A 23,318-nucleotide genomic window follows, 5' to 3' on the forward strand; every position below is an offset into this window, starting at 1 on the left:
ATGTCCAATTTCGTGCTAGTAGGTACCAGAATCTTCCGTGATTGTTAAGTTCGATGAAGGGATAAAACCTTCAAATCAATCTAAGTATGTTTTGAAAATGTGATTAAAAAGGCTGAATCAATAAACTGATCAGCCTCTATCGATTTATTCCATTAAAGGTAACGACTTCTCAAATGATCTTTGAAGTATTGCGCATTCAAGGTTTCACCTGTTGCACCTTTCACCAAATCATCAGTAGTAAGCAGGCTGCCTTTGCTCCAAATGTTCGATTCTAACCAATTGAAGATAGGGGATAGGTCACCGCTTTCAATCACTGAGTTTACATCCACTGTTTTCTTCATTGAAGCCATGAACTGAGCCGCGTACATCGCACCTAATGTGTAAGGTGGGAAGTAACCGAATGCGCCGTCCGTCCAGTGGAGAATGTGACCTGCATTTTAAGGTAGTTGCGGCTGTCCAAATTCTTGCTAACGGGGCGACTTAACTCACAAAGTACGAAAAGTGGGGGCAGAGTACAGTTCTTGACTCAAACGAATTCGCTAGTTTTTGCTCTGTAAATCGCACTGAAAGAGTCACACACATACAAGGTAGTATGAGCATAGCCTTGAACAAGCCCAAAATCCTCGCTGAGAGCGTTTGAGGAGGTCTGAGGGTTGTTTTTGGTAGCTAATTTACCCATTTACCATAATAAGAATGATGAACTCCGACTTTAATTGCATGAAACGAGAGCTATCTATTTAGTTTCACTGCTGCGACAATCTTAATTTCTTACTAAACTGGAATTAGTATTGAACTAATAAAAAAGGAATAGTTATGCGAATTGTTTTTTTTGTTTTTGCTCTTTTTTTTTCTTCCCTTTCATTTGGAGGTTTTAAACCAATTCACGATAAAGCCTTAGAAGAAAAAGCACTCGATGCATTAGAAGTTCACTTAGTAGCTGAAGGTTTGATAAGAGATGATGCTGAGCTAGCTCTCGCGTATGAGGAGGGAGGGAAGAGTATTTTTTTCTTTCGAGTAAGAGAGCATGAAGGTGGGGATGAGTTATATAGGGTTTTTTGCTCAAAGGCTAGGTGCCGTTTTAGTTATAACTGACAATTGAAGTTGTAGTGGTCTAATGATCCCTGACAATCACGTAAGCGACTTTTTCTATCCTTTTAATTCATGCTTTGCTTAATTGGCAATCTTGCTAAAACGGAAATGTCCAGAGGCTTCATAAGCCTGAAGCTTTACTCGTGGCGCTTTTCTTGCAAAGTGCCTGCTAGCTCAGATCTGTCGGGTGGACGACACTTGTTACCAAGTGCCGTCTCCCTAAGAACCCAGCGTGCAACTTTCACTGCACTAGGCTCAAGCCTCCACGAAGGCATCGTTTGATACCCAGCAACTTATAAAGCAGTCGAAGCAGGTTCGTTCCAAGAGTTACGAGCTAGCCTTTTAGATTTTCTCTTTACCAAGTATTCTTGGTAAAGAGGGTCAAAGGGTGTCGCTGCACTTCGGATTTTCACATGCCTTTCTATTGGCACTTTGGCTATTTGGAAGAGATTGAACTGGCAATCCATATCCATGATCTTCTGCCAACCGTGAAACTGCCATTGGCCTTTTCGGTTGATGAAGTATTTTAGGGCAATCCAAGTTTTAGACTTTGTTGGATGACGCCTTTTAGCCCAGTGCCATAACGTATGGAATAACTTGTGACCTACATATCCGAATACCTGTTTAGCTACGCAGTGCCGATAATAGTTCGACCATCCCCTGAGTTTAGGATTTATCAGTTTGATAAGATCATTCACTGGAAGGGTTACGTGCTTTTTGATGAGTTCACGCAGATTGCTTAAGAACATCAACGTATTGGATTTACTCGGCTTGATGAGCAGTTTCCCTTTGTACTTCCTATGGTTGAACCCAAGAAAATCAAAGCCATCGTTGATATGAGTAATGTGCGTTTTCTCTTCGGATAATGTTAAGCCTCTTTCCGCTAAGAAATCAGCAATCAACGGTTTGATATCGTTCTCGAGCACTTCCTTTGAAGCGCAAGTGACGACGAAATCGTCGGCATATCCAATAAAGTTAGCTCTTGCTCCTTTCTTAAGCGCGGTAGACTTAATGCGCTGTTCGAGACCCGATAACGTCATCAACATCAAGGTGGGGGATATAATTCCGCCTTGAGGAGTGCCTTCGTCGGTGTCGTAAAACAGCCCTTTGTCTACAAAGCCTGACTTTAGCCATTGCTCCAACATCCGTTTATCGATGGCGATGTTATCCATAAGCCATTGATGCCCGATTTTGTCGAAGCAAGCTTTAATATCTCCTTCAAGAACCCATTTAGCCGATTTCTTTAAAGCCAAACACTTGAAGCACTGGTCGACAGCGTCAGCCGTGCTACGATTTGCTCTAAAGCCATAACTATTCGGGTCGGCAGTTGTTTCTGATATGGGCTCTAGCGATAATAGGTGTAGCGCTTGTTGTGCTCTGTCTATCATGCATGGGATGCCCAGAGGTCGAAGCTTGCCATTCTTTTTGGGGATATAGATACGCCTGAGTGGTTTCGCTTGATAAGCTTTCCGACTCAGTTGATTTACTGCTTTCATACGACGCGTGTCTGTGTTCCAGACAACGCCGTCTATTCCAGGCGTTTTACTGCCTTTATTTTGAGAAACTCGCTTAACAGCAAGAAGTTTTGCTGAGCGAGAGTGAGTCAGTATCCACTGCAATGCTTTTGCTTTGCCGTGTTTACCGTCTCTAGTTGCCTTTGCGATACGCATTTAAAGCTTTAAGACGTTCGCCTCTACGGCCTTCCAGTTAATGGATTGCCACGGTGCACTGTCAGAAGATGCACTAATCTCATTCGAAATCGTCATTTGCTTTTCTTCCTTAATAAAGTTCTTCAAACTCTCTCGCAACGAGAGACCAGTTGGAAGTGGGCTCACTTTCGTGATCAGGCACAAACCTGTATCTGCGTCATTACAATGCAGCCTTTGCTTTTTCCAACCTCCTCTACCCGCATCACTATCGGCCACAGAGGCTTTCCCGTAGGGAGTGATACAGGCTTACCGTGTTCCGTATGTCACGCAATGTCAGTTTAGATGCCCGCTATGGTGCGGAGAGTTCAATGATCACGAAAGAGCATGGGGCAATCTCTTTCCGACTCTCGTGCCTTTTGGCTACAGCGTATTAACCACTTCCGCTGTTTCACAACATAACGCACCTTACGCGGATTCACTTATGTTCATCATGCTGACTACCTAGCACTCACCCGATGTTGTGGTTATCAGGAGGATCGTCCTCTCACGATTTCAATCCCGATTGGAAAATACCAACCTTCGTTACATTGTCAAAGCCGCTACTTTATTCAGGCTCCTAGGTTCATCTGGTGATACAGATGGTTCACTCGTTTAGCGGTGAACAGCGCTTCATACGACTTCACGTCGCACGCCCCATTATTTGTTAGACTAAATACTCAATCAAATACTATTAATAAAAATGATCATACAAATACTAATGTGAGCCTGATAAGCACATTTCTTGATGAAATCTACTTATGCTCTTTCTCCATACTTTGGGAACTCTACTATAAACGTATTCCTACTATTTTCTCTGGGAATGAGCTCAAGTGTTGCACGGTGTAGTGCAGTAATGTCTTTGCAAATTGACATCCCTAAACCCGCACCATCGCCATGTTCGGAATGACCCCGATAAAACTGTTCGAAGATTCTTTCACGAGTTTCTTTCGGGATGTCTGGGCCAGTATCGGAAATTAAAACTTTGATTGTATTATTTTTCTCTATGACGCTGACTTGGATGTCACTGTGTTCGCCGGAGTAACGAATCGCATTATCGACGAGGTTACGAAATAACACCTCTAACAACATTCGATCACCTGATATAGCGATGTTGGAAGATGATAAACTGATGTCTTGCTTATGTTTCAATGCTAACGGTGCCAAATCAGCAACAACGGTTTGCAACAAAGGGGTTAGTTCAACGGTGTCGAATACACGTTCTGATAAGCTATCTACTTTAGCTAAAGTCAGTAGCTGATGGATAAGGCGGTCAGTGCGTTCAATGCCTTGCAGAATGTTGAGTAAATCTCCTCTCAGTTGCTCCGGATCATTACTTTCAAGCGCATTTTCTACGTTAAGACGAAGGATTGTTAGTGGGGTTTTTAGTTCATGCGCTGCAGCACGTGTAAAGCGTTTCTCTCTTTGCCAGGCTAACTTTAGTTCAGAGAGGAGAGAGTTGAGCGAATCGACAAGTGGTGCGAGTTCAACGGTGTTTTCTTTTACATGAATGCGATCTAATCGGTGTACGTTTCTTTGTGTGATGGCGGTGCGCAGGTCGTTAATCGGTCGGAAATGTTTATCGATCAACCAAAACAGCAAAAGCAACAAAGTTGGTAGTATCAGCAATTGTTCTATTGATGTGGATAGGGCAATTTCGTGGATGATCTCTTTACGTATCTTGTATTTTTCTGCAACCACGACGTATTCATTATCATGTTTTGTTTGTGGTAGTGAAATCTGAAATGTACGCCATTGTGTAGCGTCTTTTACGATATCAGCGTAGCCGTTATTATCAAAGGACGTAGAGAGTGCGTACAAGCTTTGATCAGAGCTCCAGATTAGTGTGTTGTCTCGATAGAATTGAAAAACCAAGTTTTGTTCATAAGGGTGGCCGAACTTTGTGACATTGTCGTCGTCAGACTTTGACATTGACTCAATGTTTTCCATCCACTCATTAAATAATTCTCGATGGTTAGCGAGAGTCCTCTCTTCCGTTGAAATTGAGAGCGTCAGCAACATTAATTTTGCGGATTGTCCAAGCCTAGCGTCATAAACTTCTTCGACTTCGTGCTTCGCAGATTGGAAACTGAAATAAAGTGAGATGAGTAAGAGAACACTTACCAACACGACTACTGATAGAGTTAACTGACGTTTGATCGAGTACGATTTCTTATCTTTCAAGAATGTACCCCACACCGCGAATATTTTTAATGACCACTTTGGGCGCTTTTTTACGCAAATTGTGAATATGAACTTCGATAGCGTTGTCGCTTGAACCTTCATCCCAGCCGTGCAGTGATTGTTGCAATTGCTCCTTACTTTGCACGCGTCCGGCGTTCGTCATCAAACTGGTGAGGATTTTAAATTCATTGCGTGTGAGTTTAAGCGGCGCGTCATCGTAGCGAATGCTTTGTTCCGATAAGGATAAAGATAACTGTCCAACTTGAATGATTTCTTCTGCACTACCGGATTGACGGCGAATCAACACACGCAAGCGAGCGAGCAACTCTTCGAGTGCAAACGGTTTTCCGAGGTAATCATCTGCGCCGCCATCAAGGCCTTGAACGCGATCGCGAATGTCGTCTCGTGCGGTAAGTATCATCACTGGGAGCTTAAATCCGCCTTTGCGAATATTACGCAGAACTTCCAGTCCATCGATATCGGGGAGAGTGAGATCCAATATTACGGCGGTGAACGCTTCTGTTTTGAGTGCGCTAGTCACGCCAGACCCTTTTTCCACCCAATCCACAGTGTAACCATGGCGACTTAATGAAGTCACCATGGATTGACCGAGTAGTTTGTCATCTTCTACGAGTAATAAGCGCATGATTTATTTCAATCTCCCAAGAGTCGCTTCAATTTCCAGTTTTCGGCCTTTATCTGCCAAAGGTCGGTCAGGGCGAGGTGATGCTTGCATTGCGCGAGTCAAATACACTTTCGCTTCCTTGTCTCGACCTTCTTCTGCAAGGAAGTCTCCATAAAAATAGTTCGGATCGATGCCTTTTGGATTGATCTCTAACGCTTTTTTCAACATTTCTTCGGCTTTATCGTCATCACCAAAGCCAATTGGCCACCCCGGAACTTTGTAATACAGAGAACCTAAACTGGTGTATGCAGAGCCATCGAGCGTTTGCGGTGACGTTGCAATTACCCCTTCGAGTAAAGATTTGGCTTCTTTGGCGAGTGATAGTGCACCTAAGCCACCTTGAGCACCAGCCAGCGATGCTTTATTGATTGCCAGCCAAATAGTGAGTTCGGGATTGCCGGGTTCTCTGTCGAGATAAATACTGGTTTTGGCAATCGCACGATGGAAGCATTGTTCCTTCTCGTCACCATCGGGCGTGCTATACTGACATTCCGCCCATTTCTTTTGAACCTGTTGCAGTGGAGCATTACCTGCCAACGCAGCGGTCGAAGCTAACGTTGAACAAACCGTCAAAGCGAAAAGTAGTTGTTTGGTATTCATCGTCCATGTCCTCTTCAGTGACTGACTCGGTTTACGTATTGGTGAATGGTTTCTTGCTGCTTACGAATCGCAGAAGAAACCACGCTTGGAAGTAGTTGATTGATGCGAGCAAAAAGCTTTTCTGGCCAACCAATCCATTTCGCGGAAATTTCTTTTTCCAACATGGTGACAACGTGATCGGCTACAACTTGCGGCGAGTCCGTTTTGTTACCCAGCTGTCGATTCATTTCATTGACGGCATCGCTATTGAGTGAGGTTTCTGTCGCTCTTGGTGCCAAATACAGCGCACGGATTCCGGTTGCGAACAGTTCTCTGTCGAGCGATTCGGTAAAACGGTGCAACCCCGCTTTTGCCGCGCAATAGGAGGTATAGCCTGGGTAGCCAATTGAGCCGAATGTGGAACCAATATTGAGAATCACCCCAGGCTGTTTTAACCACGTCAACGCCGATTGGCACAGCAGCATCGGCGCAACGAGATTGAGTTGGATTTCGTCTGCAACCTGCGTTGGTCGCTTGTGGCATAACAACGAGAAATCGTTGCTGCCTGCATTGTTAATCAGTGCGTCCACTTTTAGATGTTGGCGCGCTCGATCTTTAATCGTAGTTAATCCTTCTGATGAGGTGATGTCTGCAACGACTAGGTCATGGCGTTCTGGATTCGACAGTTCGCGCTGTAGTGTTTGCAAGCTCTCTTCGTTTCGCCCAACAAGAATGAGGCTGGCACCGCGTTTTGCTAACTCTTGCGCGATGGCTTGCCCTATTCCGCCCGTTGCGCCTGTCAGGAGAATGGTGCTGTTGTTAATGATCATGCTTCACCTCACGCCGCTTGTTGGGTTGAGAAAGAAGGCAAAGAACGCAGCATTTGTCCGTACAATGCGAACACCATTTTTGCGGAGTCGATGATGACTTGTTGATCTTCCACTTTGGTGGTTTTGTTCATCAGTGATTCAAAAAATTGCAGATGATCTTGGTCTAACACGCTGTGTGAAACCAGGTAAGTCATTGCTGAAGGCGGTAGGCTTAGCGTTGACTGGATTTTTTCTGCCATTTGGCCACCAATGCCGACGCTGGTGCCTTCTAATACCCACACCATCCCAAACAGCGCGAGTGGGTTGTGGCGGTCAATTTTGTGGTAAAGGTAGGAAACCATCAATTCAATCGGCGCACCGACTTGACCTATACCTTTGTTATTGCGTACCGCTTCGGCATCGCCGCCGCACGCTTTGATGTCATTTAAAATCCATTCTTGATGGCCTTTCTCTTCCTCGATGTATTCGGCAATGGCATCTCGTACCCATTCGTATTCGCCAGATAGTCGGCCTCCACACGCCATCAGCAAGGGAACGGTGTGCTTAACGTGATGGTAAGCTTGGGTGAGAAAGGCGATATACATATCTTTGGAAATGTTTCCTTGTTGAACCTCTGCGATGACTGGCGCAGTTAACATTGCTTGTTGAGCAGCGGCAGTGCTTTGTTTGAGTTGTTCGAAAAATAAAGTCATAACCTTCTCCTTAAGAAGCCGTTAACTAAGATGCAGTTTGGAAAGACGTAATGTGTTGCTGAAAGGGCAAATCGATGCGTTGGAGCTTTTGCGCTTGCAGCGTTAATTCAGGCGTTGTGCTCGCTAATAACTGAGCCACATCATGTTCGATTTGATTTCGTTTGAGCTTGCCGTTATCCGTGTACCAATCAGAGATGGCTCGTGGGTAGTCCAGTAGCAATAAGGTTCGGATTTGTGCGTAATCGGGTAGGGTTCGGTTTAATGCATGAACCTTTGATTCGACGTCTTCACTATTGGCAATGACAGCGCATAATGTTTGTTGGCTATCGCCAGTAACGATCAGCGGCGTCATCGGCAAAAACGCCAACGCTTCTGATTCAATCCATTCCGGTGAGACATTTCTGCCATACGCGGTGACGATAAGGTTCTTCTTACGCCCCGAGAGAGTGACAAAACCTTGCGCGTCAATTTGGGCTAAGTCGCCAGTTGCTAACCATTCTTGAGTAAACGGCTCATTCAAATAACCAAGAGCAACGTTGCCTTTGACGAGCAGTTCACCATCTTCCGCGATACGAATCTGAGCGTGGGGAAGTGGTTTGCCACACGTTCCTGCTTTAAATGCGGCTGGTGTATTCAAACAAACGACGGAGCCACATTCAGACAAGCCATAACCTTCAAACGCAGGGATGTTCAGCGCATGCGCGGTGTTAATCAGTTGCGACGACACTCTTGCGCCGCCAACAGCAACAAATTTTAGAGAATCCACAAGAGAGGGCTGCTGTTTCGCGATATGAATGAGCGCAAGCAATAAAGCCGGTGTTAGCACTAAGCTTTCTGGTTTGATGGTCGCTAATGCTTGTGCAAACAGATGCGGTTCGAATTGGCTTGAACCGAGTAAGCCGGTTTGCTCTCCGGGTAAAATATATGACGTCACGCCCAACATGAGTGGGACATAAACGCCGGTTATGTTCTCGAGAAGCGTCGATAACGGAAGCAGCACTAAGTGTGAGTGCGCCGTGCCGTTTACTGCGTGGGCGATCGATTTCGCCACCAAACACAAATGATCATTGCTTAAACACACGCCTTTAGGCTGACCAGTCGAGCCAGACGTAAATGTGATTTTTCCGGTTTCTGGTAGATAAGCTACCTGTGTATCTTCATCTCTCAACTGGCTACGACGCAGCAAAGGCAAATTTGCAATGGAAAACGGATGGTCTTGCTGGTTAAAGCTTTGCTTAGGATTAGAAGCCAACCATGCTTGCCAATCGCCGACTAAAGCATCGACGCCTGATTGCTCTAACGTATGTTCAACTTGTGCATCAGAGAAAAAAGTCGGAATAGGTACGACGACTATGTCTGCCGCCATCGCCGCCAAATCAACAATGGCCCAATCGATACCGTTTTCTGCGCGTAGCGCGAGTGCTTTGATGTTCTGTGCAATAAGCTCGGCGGCAACGAGTTCGATCTTGTTTAACACTTCAGAGTAAGTTAGTTCAACCGTTTGATTCGCTTCGTAGCCGACAAGTGCTGCTCGGTCTGGTGTCGTTTTTGCCCATTTTGTAATGACATCGAGGAGAATATTCATACTTCACCTATATTCTGGCGTTGTGTTTAACCAAGTTGTTCTGGTTGTGTTTGCGGTTTTAACGACGTTTACTTTTCTATCTAGGCTTGTTTGCGTTTTCTTTCTTGGACTAATCGAAGACGTTCGAGTCCTTTTTGCAAATTGCCAGCTAACACACGCGGTTGATGTTCGTAGTATGACCCCCAAGTGGACTCGGCATCGGGGACTTTGTTTTGATCGGCCTGCGCTATGATATGAGGCTCCAATCCTAGGCGCGCCATCATGGCGTGAAGTGGGTCTGTCGCGGTGAAGATGCACCATTCAAAACCGAGGTTGACCAGCATTTCTGCGATGAGGTAAAAGTGCAGAGATGACATGCCCTTAGCGAAAGACGCCAAGTGACCAAACTCCACTAAGTTCGAACGTTTTACGTCGCAGTTAAATACGTTAGAAACCAGCTTTTGGGCGTCGTCTTCTAAATACTGTTCAAGGAACAAAGGCTCATCTTCGGCGATGCGAAAGCCGCATACGGAAACAATTTGGCCGCCTTCAATGAGGGTTAAATACGCCGGCATAAACTGTTTGAGCTCGGCAAAGAATGCTTCTTGATAACGCTGAGAAACATGCTCGATAACTTGGCTCCAAAGCGGATGCATTGGATAAACGATGTCTAAAGTAAAGCCATCTGCAGAAGTTTGTGCATGGTGTTTCATGAGCGCTTCCTTTGTTTGAGTAGTTATTAACAAAATAAAACGCGAAACTTAAGAAACTCTTAAGGAATGAGTGTTTGTAAATAAATTATTCTGTAAAGACCACTAAGTAATCTGCACCATCAATATTGGACACCAAGTTAAGCAACTTTCGATACTTTTAGTTATCCATAACTTACTAATTTAGCAAAGCCTCTGAAACGTTTTTGTCCAGAACCTTCACAGATGGCACTTCGTAACTCAGAAGTGCCCCTTTTCTAGTTAGAACCAAAGCTACCCTTCAGCCATAATTGTGACTTTTGACTTACAATACTTGTACTATGCTTTTTTCAGCTTGGTTCTACTTACACAGCAAGCTTTGCAAGTAGAAACCTTCAATGTAGTTGGGCGTTTTATCTACAGATAACGACTTCTCAAATGGTCTTTGAAGTATTGCGCATTCAAGGTTTCGCCCGTTGCACCTTTCACCAAGTCATCAGTGGTCAGCAGGCTGCCTTTGCTCCAAATGTTTGATTCTAACCAAGTGAAGATAGGGGATAGGTCACCGCTTTCAATCACAGAGTTTATATCTACCGTTTTCTTCATTGAAGCCATGAACTGCGCCGCGTACATCGCACCTAATGTGTACGATGGGAAGTAACCAAATGCGCCGTCTGTCCAGTGGATGTCTTGCATACAGCCGTTAGTGAAGTTGCCTTGAGTGCTTAAACCAAGGTAAGACTGCATCTTGGTATTCCATAACTCTGGCACGTCAGTGTGTTTGATCTTGCCGTTGATCAAGTCACGCTCAATCTCGTAACGCAGGATAACGTGTGCAGGGTAGGTCAGTTCATCGGCATCAACACGGATGAAGTCTTTCTTCACGCGCGTGTAGATCTTCTGAAAGTTTTCTTTCTCAAATTCTGAGCCTGAGAATTGCTGACCAGCCAAGTTCGCTAAGTGTCCAATGAACGGGTCGCTGCGGCCGACTTGCATCTCGAAGAATAAAGATTGAGATTCATGAATGCCCATAGAACGAGCTTCCCCCGCTGGTTGTCCTGCTAGGTGTTTTGGTAAGCCTTGTTCGTAACGTGCGTGGCCTGTTTCATGCACAATACCCATTAAGCTTTGAACGAATTCCGCTTCGTCATAGCGTGTTGTGATACGCACGTCTGAAGGGACGCCGCCACAGAATGGGTGAACACTTTCATCCAATCGGCCGTGTTCAAAATCGAACTGAAGCAGCTTCATGACTTCTAAACCCAGTGCTTTCTGTTTCTCGGTCGAATAGATACCTGATGGTGCGTTAAATTGCTCGCTCGATTGTTTTTCGATCACTTCATCAATTAAACCTGGAAGCCAAGTTTTAACGTCTGCAAATAGGGTATCAAGTGAAGTAGAGTTGGTGCCCGGTTCATAAATATCCAGCATCGCATCATAAGGCGTTAGATTGGCTGCGTCTGCGCGAATCTGCGCTTCTTCACGAGAAAGCTCAACCACTTCACGCCAGTTCTTTTCGAATCCAACCCAGTCGTTGTTACCGCGTTGGCTACGCCACGCATGTTCACATTTTGAACCCGATAGAGATTTCGCTTCAACCAGTTTTTCTGGAAGTAGGTTTGCTTGTTGCCACTGGCGTTTTATTTCACGAAGTGACGATTGTTGCTCAGTGTTCAGCGCTTCATTTTCAGCGTCTGCAATCCAATCGCCAAGCTGTGGTTGAGTCATTAAGCCGTGAATATGAACAGAAAGCTCGGCCATCGCTTCACTACGAGCTTGGTTACCACCTGCTGGCATCATTGAAGCTTGGTCCCAACCACAAATAGAAGCTAGGTGTTGAAAGCGTGAACATTTTTGAGAGTGTTCGACTAGTTTTTTGAATGCGCTCATTTGACTACTCTTAATTTGGTTTCTTTAAATGATCCTTAGGGCTGCGTCAGCGTTAAGGTTCATCTCGTGTATTTTGATTATGGCTTTGCTTTTTAATGACGCCGACCTTCGCAGTCGAAGATATAGCGAGAAAAGCATGAGGCGGTACGATGCCTTGAATTTACTATTTCTTAACAAATCAAACTGTTCTATTGTGCACAAAATCAGTGAGTTGTATAGCTGGTGGCAATTGTTGCTTGCGAATTGTTCAGATACACGGTATTGATGATAGATCGCTGAACAAAAATGACAATGATATGGATATTTTGAACTTTGAGGCATTTCTAATTGCCATCACTATTTTAACGCTAACGCCGGGCTTAGATACGGCTTTGGTGATTCGCAATACTAGCCGCTCTGGCTTAGCTGACGGTTGTATGACGAGCTTTGGTATTTGTAGCGGCTTGTATGTACACGCGTTTTTCTCTGCTGTGGGTATATCTGCAATCCTCGCCCAATCCGCTGAACTCTTTCAAGCCGTTAAGATGGTAGGTGCGGTTTACCTCATCTGGCTTGGCTTAAGCAGTTTGCGAGCGTTGATGAAAAACGGTGGCGGTTTGAAGGTCGGAGAACAAGCTCAGCAGGCTTACAGTGCAAAGCGTTCTTTGCGTGAAGGCTTTCTGTCTAACGTTCTTAACCCAAAAACAGCAGTTTTCTATCTGGCCTTTTTACCTCAATTTGTAAACCCTGAAGGTTCGCCTTTATTGCAATCTATGTTGATGGCTTCGGTACACTTTATGATTGCGATGGTATGGCAATGTGGTTTGGCTGGCGCTCTTAATTCCGCTAAAAACTTGCTCAAAAACGCGAGTTTTATGAAGTGGATGGAAGGCGTGACGGGCATGGTGTTGGTTGGGCTGGGTGTTAAGCTTCTGATGGAAGAGCCTGTGTAGTTCACCGTTTCCAGTTGAACATGAATATATGAAAGCCCACGACGTGGGCTTTGTGCTTTATTACTGGTAGATCTTTGTACCGATCTTATTCTACAGCGCAGTTATTCAACGACGCTAATGTTCATCTCAGCACCTTCGAAACCTAAGTCACTCAACTCATCGGCGTTAAAGTTGGTGGTAACTTCGATGTCGCCAATGCGCTCAGTAGATTCGTTGACGGAATCAGTACTTCTTTTGCTGCGTAGATTGTTAGTAATTGGTGTTGCTTGTCCAATTTCGATAGTACCTGCAAATTGAGATTCAGCGTAGAAATCTCCAGACACGTAAGAGTGGAAGGGGCGTAAGCTTCCGCCAGTCGCGTATTGCATGCTTGATAAGCCAGCTTCTTTAATCGCCCAGCCCCAATCCCACCATTTAGTTTCACCTGGGATGTAACGGTGATCCCATTGGTAGCGAATGTCGGCAGATTCACTGCTGCCACGGCCCATGGTGAAGGTATGAGCCTTGTACGGGCGGTTATCTGGATGAGAGTGCCACGCGTTGCCACCCCAACGAAGGAAGCCGTTGAATTCAACATCGTAGCTAATATCGGCGTTGAATCGGTACGGGTAAGAGATGCTTGAACGATACAGCTCAACTCGAATCGGTAGCTCCGAATTCGCAGGAACCATAGGACGAGCTTGAAGTGTTACTTGTTCGCTAGTGGAGTTGCCATTTGTTTCAGCGAAGCTTTGGTTAGCCTCGAACTTAACGGTGAGCTTAGTTTCGCCAACCAAAGGCCACTTGAAGGTGTTCTCTGTTTGAACGCTCTGTGAGAATCCGTAGCTGTTCGTTTTCGACCAGTTTGTTGATTCGTCTACTTTTAGGTCTACCACCACTTGTTGCGCGATGTTGCTGTTGTTTCTTGCCGTCGCGTAAACCGTTTTCACTAGTTCACGATCCGACTCGACAACATCACCATGCCAAAAGTTGTCGTCGTTAACGGTGTAGGCAAAATTGTCGACGGTGATTTTGGTTTTTTCATCACAGCGATAGCCGCTACAAGAGCCATTGTTATTTCCTTGTATTACCCAACTGTTGCCAGAGCGCTTTATCGTCATGTCTTCGCCCACGTACTGACTGTTATTACCGCCAACCCAAGCGTAACCTAGGTTGTGGGCTAAGTAGCTTAATGGGCGTACAAAGTCGTTACGGTTGTTCACTAATTCATACTGAACATCGATTTCGCTGCCTTCCTGAACCGATTTGGCGGAATAGTTGGGGATTTCAGATTGGTCGTTGTTTGGGTAACAGAACGTTGACCCACTGCTTGATTGCTTAATTTCGCCATGATAACCCGGCCCCATGATTACCCAGTTTCCTTTTAACCCGGTGATCTGCCAAGTGCCCATGCGAGCGACCAAAGTACTCTTCTGCTCTTCTGCTTCATAACGGTCTATAGGACGATAACCAGAGCGACAGACATCTTCACCAAGTTGGTCAAACACTATTTGGTCTGGGTAAATCTTCGCATTTACACCGGTTGATAGAACAGACAACACTGCGGTTGCTAAGAGACTTCTGTTTACTGTGATCATTAACAATTCCCTCATTTGTAATTTTTCTATTTTGATAATGTTTTGTGTGCCGTGCAGTTAACAAGACAAGTTCACTTTTTCATGTTGATAAATAGATAGATACTGAAAAGGGTTGAATTAAATTGCCCAGTTAATTCAATGGCTTGTATTGTCATTAGTGTTTTTACGGTGAAAGAGTATGCAACTGAACGTAAATTGTTTGATGGGGCTCAAACCGTTTTTAGAAAAATGAAGGCCCATTATTCGGGCTTAGACGTCAAAATTATTTGACGTTATTTTTGGCGTTTGTATGAATGGTTAATTAGAAGAACAGGTATAACCATTCACAATACTCGTAGTTTTAAGGTGGGCAGGTAGTGAGTGACAAAGAGTAAAAATCTAACTTGAATATTTTGCTTTGCTATCGGTTTTAAAATGCAAACACTTAAAGTAAGGAAGACTGTAATAATTGTATTACTAATAAAATAATGAAAATAACCATCCGTTTTTTATGTGTAATATCGGAAAAGCTTGCTACTTGATAATAGGGCACTTTTTGCTAGTGGTTAAACTATCTCTAATTATCGTTTGGCCAGAAGTTGCGTTCGGCCTGTATTACACGTTTTAATGATGGCAAATAAATCATTCGAACTTAAGATATCAATCTTTACCGTTAATGGGTCATTGTTGATTAACAGGTAAGGCGCCAATCGGCTGTCATTCATTGTTTTATTTATTTTTTGCACAGAGACTAAGTCAATGGTGCCAGAAATAGAAAAGAAAAGTGATTGAGAAGGACGGGCTGTTCCTCTGAATCGCAGAACAAGTGGGTCGGGCATGTTGTCGTCTTGAACGGACATCAGGTGCAGCACCTTGTTGTTACTTATTTTCGTTAATCCGTCGGTACGTAATACATTGTCATTCACTATCAGGTCCACCACGCTATGTTGGTAGCGATGCTCTTCTTTTGGTTGGGGCGAAGGGATACTCCATATGCCAACCAATAAAACGAATGCAGAAATGAGCGCAACGATTGGCATCATAATTGACCTCTTTCTAGGAATAGGGCCAGTTCGGTACTGGCTTGATCTAGTTGGGTTGGCGTGTAAAAGATGTTGACGGACTGGCGTGTGGCTTTGTTCAGAATAGAGAGCTCAGAATATTCCGCTTCTTCGCTAATGTACGCCACGCAATCACATTGATACTGATAGAGAATGCTTTCTAGCTCAGGCGTCATCGCCATTTCAGGGGCTTGGAAAACTTGTATTTGACCTATCCATTGCTCGCTGAGCCGGTTAACGGGTTTGATATCGCTGAGGTTTCTCTCATTAACCTTAGCAAAAGCCAATAACGCTGATGCCAACAGTAAGCAGCCAGTGGTGAAGTAGCACAACTTGTTTCGGTTTTCAGCAGTGGGAAAGTAAGCCGACGAACTTTGTTTAGGGTTAGGCTTAGGTTCGACTGCAACAGCTGCACCGATAGCAATACCGTTATTGCCGACGGGTATCAGGTTGCTCGCATCAGCAAGGGGAGTTGTGGCTGCATTATTGATGGGGGAGTCGATTACCACGCACTCATCGATAAGGCGATAGCCCACCTTAGGAACGGTGACGATTGGGGTTTCTTTGATGCCTAATCTAACGAACCCTTGGCGCAGTAAACTTATACTTTTCGCTAGTGACGTATCCCCTATGAACTCGTTTCCCCAAGCGAAGCTAATAATATCTTGTTTGTTAACAATATCGGGTGAGTTTTTATGTAATAACTCCAGGACCCGAGTTTCACGGTATCCTACTTTAATAGAACGTTCATCGTTATAAATACGGTTTTTAATCGGGTCGAATCTGATCATATAGCCAACGTTTTATTTTTATTATAATTCTCTCTACAATGTAGATGACTATAAACTGACTAATATATGAATTAAAGTCACATGTTTTATTCTTCTGGTTTTTTGTGTCGTTGAAACGAAAAGAAATTTAATATGTTTGTTACAAAACGCCTGACACCTACGCACAATCTGTTAAATATAAGTAATATCTAATTAAGTGTTGGTTTTATTAGTGTTCTTTTTAGTAGTCTTCTATCTTCTTTATTAAATCGCATAGTGGTCGATTTAATATTCTTGTTATTTATAAGGGCATATGTGCTGCATAATAATTTAAGACGTTTCGCTATGTGATGAAAATAAAAAAGCCCGCAGTTGAATGCGGGCTTGGTATTCAATCACTTCAGTTTACGCTTTAACTGCTTCACAATCATTTGAAGACGTCAACGGTTTGAAGAATAGCTTGGTTTCTTCGATAACAACGTGGCGCAGCAAGATAAGCCCGATTAGGTTCGGAATTGCCATTAGGCCGTTCACGATATCAGCCATTATCCAGATCATGTCGAGCTTTAAGAATGCACCAGAAGCCACCAACGCAATGAAGATGATCTTGTAAGGCAATACAGCTTTGGTACCTAGCAAGAACACAACACAGCGCTCACCGTAGTAGTTCCAACCTAAAATTGTTGTAAACGCAAAGAAGATTAAGCCAACAGAAACCAACATAGGGCCAAGGGTATCTGCATTCAGACCAACAGCGAATGCGTGAGTGGTCATCGCAGCGCCTGAAAGATCAGTCTGCCAAGCACCCGTTAAGATAAGCGCCAAACCTGTCATCGTACAGATGATGATGGTGTCGAAGAAGGTACCTGTCATAGAGACAAGTCCTTGTTTCACACATGAGTCTGTTTTAGCCGCTGCTGCAGCCATTGGTGCGCTACCTAGGCCAGATTCGTTCGAGAACACACCACGAGCGATACCTGATTGGATAGCAAGCATGATGCTCGCGCCAAAGAAACCACCGGTTGCTGCTGTGTTGGTAAACGCAGAAGTCACAACAAGGGTAATGGCATTCAGTAGTTGGTCGGCATTTGAAATCAGAACGCTTAAACACGCGACGACGTACATAACCGCCATAGTAGGAACAACTTTCCCTGCCACTTTAGCGATAGATTGGATACCACCAAGGGTAACCACTGCCACTAATATCGTAAGAACGACAGCAGACATCTCACGCGAAGCGCCAAATGAGATTTGAGTTGCGTCCAAGATAGCGTTGACTTGTGGGAAGGTACCGATACCGAAGCAAGCAACGCCGAGCGCGAAGACAGCGAACATTACCGCTAAGATTCGTGAGCCGACACCGTATTGCAGGTAGTACATTGGGCCGCCAACCATTTCGCCATTGCTATCGGTTCTGCGGTATTTAACGGCGAGTAGACATTCTGCGTACTTGGTCGCCATACCAAATACAGCGGCAAGCCACATCCAGAATAGGGCACCAGGGCCACCAATCTTGATTGCGGTCGCTACACCAACGATGTTACCTGTACCAATGGTTGCTGAAAGTGCAGTACACAAAGCCGCGAAACTCGATACGTCACCCGTACCAGATTTGTCTTTGCTGAACACCATTTTCAGTGCAGTTGGGAGGTGTCTAAACTGGAGTAAGCCTAAGCGAAAAGTAAAGTAGATACCTGTACCCACTAGCAGAATAAGCAGTGGTGGTCCCCAAACGAATTGGTTGATGGTTTGTAGTGTAGCTTTTAGGTGGTTCATAGATTCCCCTTAATAAATTAAAAATTTAAGGAGAAGAGGGAAGGCAGTGCAGATCTCAGGGATCGGGCGCACTACTTAATACATACGGATTTCTAGATAGAATTCTTGTGTTAATTAAGGCTGTTGCTTTCCACTCCTCTGTCCTTTTGCCTGAGAGTTTCACTTAGCGAATCACTTATAGATAAGTAACGGGCACTAAGCTTGCTCCTTCGGCGACCGATCTAACGGTTCTCTCCAGAGGTTCCTCCAACGACAGTCCTCACTTTTCTGGATTTCTCCAGCATAAAGCACCTGAAAGATTTACTTCTTCGGCGGGTTTATCTAACTAAATGTTAATATTTAGTTAAAAACCACTCTCCTGCAGTCTTCATCGGAACAATTACCTAAATAATTAGGTAATCTGTAGGCGTATCCTAGATCATATAAAATGTGATGTCAGCTACAAAATATCTGTTTGCTCAAATGTTGTTCAACTAAATGATCAAACAACGAGTCTCTGACGTAACTTGCTTATTTAAATGGTATAAAATAGAGAAACAAGGAGGAGTTATGACTCGATTAATAGCGATTGTTTTTTTATTGGCTTTGGCATTTGTGCTGTTTCGTTACCGGACAAACGAAAAACTGCAAAAATGGGTAGTGATTGTTATCGTTAGCAGCTTCCTTTTGTATACTGCCAGCCTGATGATTTCGGAGTTAACTCGTTAAATCTGTCTGTGAGCAGATAGGATAAACGTGTTAGCAAAGCTCAAGTGCTTCTGGCTTGAGCGATAGGTTTAACTGAGCCTTCACAATCAGTATTGGCATTCGTGTCAGTGACCGCGTAACGTTAAATAAATTTTTGGGAGTACCCGCTAGTGAACCAGCAATCTGGACAAAGCGAACAAGATGAAGTGGTTGTTATAGAAGAACGCGATAAGCGCAGTCAGCTCTATATCGGCATTGCTGCGGTTATAGGTTTAGCACTGGGTGGCTTAATTGGTTCTACAGTTACGGCTTCTAAGTGGGAGTCCACTTACCAGGTACTCGAAACTCGTTATCAAGAACTGCATGACAGCAGAGCACAGTTGATGACATCCGTTGAAACTAAAGTGGCAAAAGTTGATACCGAAATCGATGCGAAAGTAGAAGCCGCTCTAGTGAAACAAACGGAAGAGCATCAAAAAGAGCTCCAGGAATTAGCGAAGCAGTCTTCGGTTTTAGAGAAGGCGAACTACTCGTTAGAGCAACAGCTAAATGAACAGAAGCAAACGTTAGAGCAAACTCAGCAAGACAACCAGAAACTTAATCGTCAGGCTGACATGCAATCGACTTTGTTTGAGCGTGCGCGTGAAGTTTTCCGAAAAGAATTACAGATTTCTCAAGAACTTGAAAAACTTGAGAAAGAAAGAGATCAACTCGAGCAGAATCTTGGTTCTCTTAAGAAAGCGTGTGATGTTTACTTAGATGGCACATCATGGGATGCGAAATCTGACGCGTGTGAGAAGCAAGATAACGCTAACTCTCGACTGAGTGATATAAGACAAATGATTGAAGTCCACACCATGGACCTCAAACAGATCAAAACTCTCACTGAAGAGATGGGTCTATAAGCCGAAGGCTTTACCAACCTAGCGTTAGTTTTTCACTAAATATTGAAACGCCCACATCACACACGTGATGTGGGCGTTTTGCGTTTGTCGAGAGCATAGATCCGGTGCTTTCTCATTATTGATTATTTGCGTGTTTTCATTGTTTGCTTAGATATTTGTGAATAGTTACGTATATCCACAATGATATGTTACTTGTTGTCTATTAAATGACTTTGCATACATATTTTCAGCTCAGAGTCGCTGCATAATAGCGTTGTTCAGGATGAACACGCAGTCGATTGCTAGCTCGCATTTGGCTGCTTTGACGACAAGGGATGGAGTGATGCCAGAGTATCTTTGTGAGAACTGCACCATAGCTTATTGTTTCGATGATTGTCGCTCGCCATTAGCGCAAAAAGAGATGATCAAAGTAGAAGAGTTGGTTCGTCGTGTCGATGTTGAACACGATGTTGAACACGATGATGAACAGAGTGAAAAGGGTGAAAAGAGTGAGCAGGGCATTGAAGGTAGTTATTCGCCTAATCGTTCAGACATAAAAAATCCCCACAAGCCAAGCTGGTAGGGATTTTGGATAAGTTGCAGTCCTGTTCTCGCTTTCTCAAGCAAAGGGTCTTACAAAAATTTTTAGAACAGTTTCGTTTTTAGAGCTGTGTCGTTTCTTAGAATGCAGTTAGCTACTAGAGCAAAACCTCATTCCACTAAACGTTATTTCTCATACGTTTTGATTTCGCCTGATTTCACACGAGCAACAAACGATTGCAGTTCTTTCTTCACAACTGGCATCAAGAAGTACAGACCAAGAATGTTGAAGATAGACATCGCAAAGATAGCCGCATCAGAGAAGTCGATTACCGCACCAAATTGAATCGTGGCACCAATAACAACAAACACACAGAACATCACTTTGAAAATCAGCTCCGTTGTTTTGCCTTCACCAAATAGGTAAGTCCAAGCTTTAAGACCGTAGTACGACCAAGAGATCATGGTAGAAAACGCAAACATAATTACCGCGAGAGCGAGTGTGTATTTGAATACTTCTGCCGTTTCAGTAAACGATGCAGCAGTCAGCGTTACACCCGTTAAACCAGAGCCATCGAATGGACCTACGTTTAAACCAGCGATAGTGATAACCAATGCGGTCATTGTACAAATGATTACCGTATCAACGAACGGTTCTAATAGTGATACTAGACCTTCGGTGATTGGTTCTTTTGTTTTAACCGCTGAGTGAGCGATAGCTGCTGAACCTACACCTGCTTCGTTCGAGAACGTTGCACGTTTCAAGCCTTGAATTAACGCACCAATAAATCCACCAACAACACCTTCACCAGTAAATGCACCTGTAAAGATTGCGCTGAACGCAGGGCCGACTTGATCAAGGTTAGAACCGATAACAATCAGAGCCATACCGATATACAGAGCAGCCATCCAAGGAACAACTTTTTCCGTTACCGATGCGATAGAGGGCATACCACCAACAATCACAGAGAAAACTAAAGAAGCAAGTACAAGGCCAGTGATCACACCGTATTCACTTGGTACATCAAATGCGTAAGTTAACATGGCGTGTGCTTGGTTAGCTTGGAACATGTTACCGCCGCCCAATGCGCCCAAAATACACATTAATGCGAAACCAATAGCGAGCACTTTACCTAGTCCGCCTAAACCTCTTTCACCCAGACCTTGGCTTAGGTAGTACATTGGACCACCCGAAACAACACCTGAAGGTAGGATAGTTCGGTATTTCACACCTAAGGTACACTCACAGAACTTAGAAGCCATACCCAGAAGGCCACACAAGATCATCCAGAATGTCGCGCCAGGGCCACCAATCGCAAGTGCAGCACCCACACCGGCAATGTTACCAAGCCCGACGGTTCCAGAAAGGGCAGTAGCTAAAGCTTGAAAATGGGAAACTTCGCCGTCTTCTATTGAGTTAGGGTCTGTGTACTTGCCTCTAATGATATCTACAGCCATACCGACTCGCTTAAATTGAACGAAGCCAAAGTAAACAGTAAAGATCAACGCAGCGAGTAATAACCAGCCAACAATAATAGGGAAGTTGGCTTCGCCAACCGGTACACTTTTAAATATGAGTCCAACGAACCATCCTGTGTAGTCGTTGAAAAACCCATCAACACTTTGACTTAAGTTGCTGATAGCTTGGTTAAATGATCCTTCTTCTGCAAATGCACTGGAACTAAACAATAATATAAACCCAAAAAATAATTCACGTATGTTTTTCATGGTTTTCCCTGTCTTTTTAATAAATTATGTTTGTTGCTGTTGTGTTTGTTTTCTATTTGATTTGTATATCTCAGTGGTTTATCTACTTCATTCGACGGCAACATAAACGGCTGTAGCTAGGTCGAAAAACGAAATAAATATAAGTACTGATCTTGCTTTGTATGGATATCCTTTTGGTATGTGCACCAATAAGACTATGGTATTCGGGCTACCAAGTCCTACTGATAATCCTATACATAAAAATAATGCCAACAAAGAAATTTTTACAATAAATTTACAATTGTTCGGGTTTTGTCATCATTTGGGAATAAGTCGGTGCTTTGTAGGCTGAGAAAAGTATATGCAGTAGTTGTTTTAGGGACGGGTGAAGGAGAATTCAGAGTGATGGGCTGTAGGGGCATAGGGGGGACATAGAGGGAACGTAGGAGAGTTCGAGTATTCGATATGTTTTCGAGGTGTTTAAACATACGAAGGCTAAAGGTGTGTTCGGATCTGAGGATATTAAAAAAGCCCTTTATCAGAGCTTTTTGATGAGCGGAAAGCATGAATACTTTCCGCTAGCACATAAAACTAAACGGTTCGATGACTATTGCTATTGCCAACTGTGCTTTTGCTGGATTTGTGGTAGAGCTTAAGTGCCAATAACGAACCCCACAATAAAACCTGTCCCCATAGTAATGTCCATTGAGACGCCACTTCTTGCCAAGATGCACCCATCTGATTAAGTGCTAAGAAGCCTTGGATAGCCGGTGTGCTTGGGAATAGCTGTGATAACAGAACTAACCATTCAGGCATCATTTCAACTGGCCAGATAAAACCTGAAGAGAAGATCAGTGGCATTGAACTGATTAACACTACAACCGTGACGAGTTCTCTTCGTGGTACTAACTCACCAATAAAAATCCCGATCAAACAGCTGGCCAGTAAGAAGGGCAGAAGTAAGGTTAAGATCTGTGTTGTTGAGGCGAGCTGGTTTATCCCATACATCGAAAAGCTAGCGCCGAAATAGTACATCGACAACAAGTAATAAATGCCGACTAAGGTACAACAGCGAGCAAGCATCAGTTTCGCTGGAGAGGTCTTACTCCAGTAGCCAAATGTCGATTGAGCGTTTTGGGTTGCACCCACTAAACCAGAAGCCATGGCTAAGGTTTGTTGCAGGATTAACACAAAGACGGCTGGAACTACGTAATCGATGTATCCCATGCGACTATTAAACGTTGGTTTCAGGTTTAAGCTGAATGCACTGTAGCCTTTGGCTGCCGATTCTAAAGGCACACCTTCGACTAACAAATGGCTGACCTTAACTTGCGCAGCTAACGTACCACCGGCCTTGGCAAGCCCTTCAACAATGGTTCCGTAGACCAAGAAGTAAGAAGCATCACCAGCGTAAGAAAGCGTCGGGCTCTTACCGAGCAACAAGTCTTTATAGAAATCTTCTGGAATGACGAGGAAGCCGCCAATCTCTTGGTTAAGCACGGCTTGTTTTGCATCGGC

General features: G+C 44.1%; 19 protein-coding genes, 2 pseudogenes and 1 riboswitch. Of the genes and pseudogenes, 5 read left to right on the plus strand and 16 right to left on the minus strand.

What is annotated here, in order from left to right; translation table 11 throughout:
* Positions 1-152: 152 nt before the first annotated feature.
* Positions 153-422, minus strand: a pseudogene (locus A136_RS18765) (carboxypeptidase M32); the annotation flags it as partial.
* 391 nt (positions 423-813) lie between these two features.
* On the opposite strand from A136_RS18765, the gene A136_RS18770 reads away from it, so the two are divergent.
* Positions 814-1,092, plus strand: coding sequence for a hypothetical protein (locus A136_RS18770; RefSeq protein WP_017063787.1), 279 nt, complete (start codon positions 814-816; stop codon positions 1,090-1,092).
* A 290-nt stretch (positions 1,093-1,382) separates the two neighbouring features.
* Here the strand turns inward: A136_RS18770 and ltrA are convergent.
* From ltrA to A136_RS18820, 9 genes and pseudogenes are all read right to left on the minus strand, one after another.
* Positions 1,383-2,855: pseudogene (gene ltrA, locus A136_RS18775) on the minus strand (group II intron reverse transcriptase/maturase).
* Between the two features lie 678 nt (positions 2,856-3,533).
* A complete protein-coding gene (locus A136_RS18785; RefSeq protein ID WP_017063790.1) occupies positions 3,534-4,958 on the minus strand; it encodes a sensor histidine kinase in 1,425 nt (474 codons plus the stop codon).
* Positions 4,948-5,604 (minus strand): response regulator, encoded by a 657-nt coding sequence (locus A136_RS18790; RefSeq protein WP_005393404.1) that lies wholly within the window; start codon positions 5,602-5,604, stop codon positions 4,948-4,950. The genes A136_RS18785 and A136_RS18790 overlap by 11 nt, the downstream gene beginning before the upstream one ends.
* Before the next feature lie 3 nt (positions 5,605-5,607).
* Positions 5,608-6,243: a tetratricopeptide repeat protein gene (locus tag A136_RS18795; RefSeq protein ID WP_017063791.1), complete on the minus strand. Its 636-nt coding sequence runs from the start codon at positions 6,241-6,243 to the stop codon at positions 5,608-5,610.
* A gap of 14 nt (positions 6,244-6,257) precedes the next feature.
* The gene (locus A136_RS18800; protein ID WP_017063792.1) at positions 6,258-7,052 is read right to left on the minus strand and encodes an SDR family oxidoreductase; all 795 of its coding nucleotides are present in this window, start codon (positions 7,050-7,052) and stop codon (positions 6,258-6,260) included.
* 8 nt (positions 7,053-7,060) lie between these two features.
* Positions 7,061-7,744, minus strand: coding sequence for a TenA family transcriptional regulator (locus A136_RS18805; RefSeq protein ID WP_017063793.1), 684 nt, complete (start codon positions 7,742-7,744; stop codon positions 7,061-7,063).
* A gap of 25 nt (positions 7,745-7,769) precedes the next feature.
* Positions 7,770-9,329 (minus strand): AMP-binding protein, encoded by a 1,560-nt coding sequence (locus tag A136_RS18810; protein WP_017063794.1) that lies wholly within the window; start codon positions 9,327-9,329, stop codon positions 7,770-7,772.
* 80 nt (positions 9,330-9,409) lie between these two features.
* Positions 9,410-10,021 carry a thermostable hemolysin gene (locus tag A136_RS18815; protein ID WP_005464330.1) on the minus strand — a complete coding sequence of 204 codons (612 nt, stop codon included), beginning with the start codon at positions 10,019-10,021 and terminating at the stop codon, positions 9,410-9,412.
* A 393-nt stretch (positions 10,022-10,414) separates the two neighbouring features.
* The gene (locus A136_RS18820) at positions 10,415-11,887 is read right to left on the minus strand and encodes a carboxypeptidase M32 (RefSeq protein WP_017063795.1); all 1,473 of its coding nucleotides are present in this window, start codon (positions 11,885-11,887) and stop codon (positions 10,415-10,417) included.
* Positions 11,888-12,183: 296 nt separating this feature from the next.
* Between A136_RS18820 and A136_RS18825 the strand changes: the two genes are divergently transcribed.
* Complete coding sequence (locus A136_RS18825; protein ID WP_017058961.1) at positions 12,184-12,819, plus strand: LysE family translocator; 636 nt, start codon at positions 12,184-12,186, stop codon at positions 12,817-12,819.
* 101 nt (positions 12,820-12,920) lie between these two features.
* Here the strand turns inward: A136_RS18825 and A136_RS18830 are convergent, their stop codons facing one another.
* From A136_RS18830 to A136_RS18845, 4 genes are all read right to left on the minus strand, one after another.
* Positions 12,921-14,396 carry an aerolysin family beta-barrel pore-forming toxin gene (locus A136_RS18830; RefSeq protein ID WP_017063796.1) on the minus strand — a complete coding sequence of 492 codons (1,476 nt, stop codon included), beginning with the start codon at positions 14,394-14,396 and terminating at the stop codon, positions 12,921-12,923.
* Positions 14,397-14,956: 560 nt separating this feature from the next.
* Positions 14,957-15,418 carry a hypothetical protein gene (locus tag A136_RS18835; protein ID WP_017059728.1) on the minus strand — a complete coding sequence of 154 codons (462 nt, stop codon included), beginning with the start codon at positions 15,416-15,418 and terminating at the stop codon, positions 14,957-14,959.
* Complete coding sequence (locus tag A136_RS18840) at positions 15,415-16,227, minus strand: winged helix-turn-helix domain-containing protein (protein WP_017063797.1); 813 nt, start codon at positions 16,225-16,227, stop codon at positions 15,415-15,417. The genes A136_RS18835 and A136_RS18840 overlap by 4 nt, the downstream gene beginning before the upstream one ends.
* Before the next feature lie 384 nt (positions 16,228-16,611).
* Complete coding sequence (locus tag A136_RS18845) at positions 16,612-17,982, minus strand: alanine/glycine:cation symporter family protein (protein ID WP_017063798.1); 1,371 nt, start codon at positions 17,980-17,982, stop codon at positions 16,612-16,614.
* A 128-nt stretch (positions 17,983-18,110) separates the two neighbouring features.
* A riboswitch (glycine riboswitch) is annotated at positions 18,111-18,230 on the minus strand.
* Between the two features lie 301 nt (positions 18,231-18,531).
* On the opposite strand from A136_RS18845, the gene A136_RS22880 reads away from it, so the two are divergent.
* The 3 genes from A136_RS22880 to A136_RS18855 all read left to right on the plus strand — a co-directional run bounded on the left by A136_RS22880 (position 18,532) and on the right by A136_RS18855 (position 20,136).
* The gene (locus A136_RS22880; RefSeq protein ID WP_004733573.1) at positions 18,532-18,690 is read left to right on the plus strand and encodes a hypothetical protein; all 159 of its coding nucleotides are present in this window, start codon (positions 18,532-18,534) and stop codon (positions 18,688-18,690) included.
* Between the two features lie 149 nt (positions 18,691-18,839).
* A complete protein-coding gene (locus tag A136_RS18850) occupies positions 18,840-19,574 on the plus strand; it encodes a chromosome segregation ATPase (protein WP_017059725.1) in 735 nt (244 codons plus the stop codon).
* Between the two features lie 322 nt (positions 19,575-19,896).
* Positions 19,897-20,136, plus strand: coding sequence for a hypothetical protein (locus A136_RS18855; RefSeq protein WP_017063799.1), 240 nt, complete (start codon positions 19,897-19,899; stop codon positions 20,134-20,136).
* A 143-nt stretch (positions 20,137-20,279) separates the two neighbouring features.
* Here the strand turns inward: A136_RS18855 and A136_RS18860 are convergent, their stop codons facing one another.
* Together A136_RS18860 and A136_RS18865 are read right to left on the minus strand one after the other, a co-directional pair.
* A complete protein-coding gene (locus tag A136_RS18860; RefSeq protein WP_017063800.1) occupies positions 20,280-21,821 on the minus strand; it encodes an alanine/glycine:cation symporter family protein in 1,542 nt (513 codons plus the stop codon).
* Positions 21,822-22,391: 570 nt separating this feature from the next.
* The coding region (locus tag A136_RS18865; RefSeq protein WP_017063801.1) for an ABC transporter permease at positions 22,392-23,318 on the minus strand (927 nt) is incomplete at its 5' end.

This window comes from Vibrio crassostreae 9ZC13, from assembly GCF_000272045.2.
Taxonomy (GTDB): Bacteria; Pseudomonadota; Gammaproteobacteria; order Enterobacterales; family Vibrionaceae; genus Vibrio; species Vibrio crassostreae_C.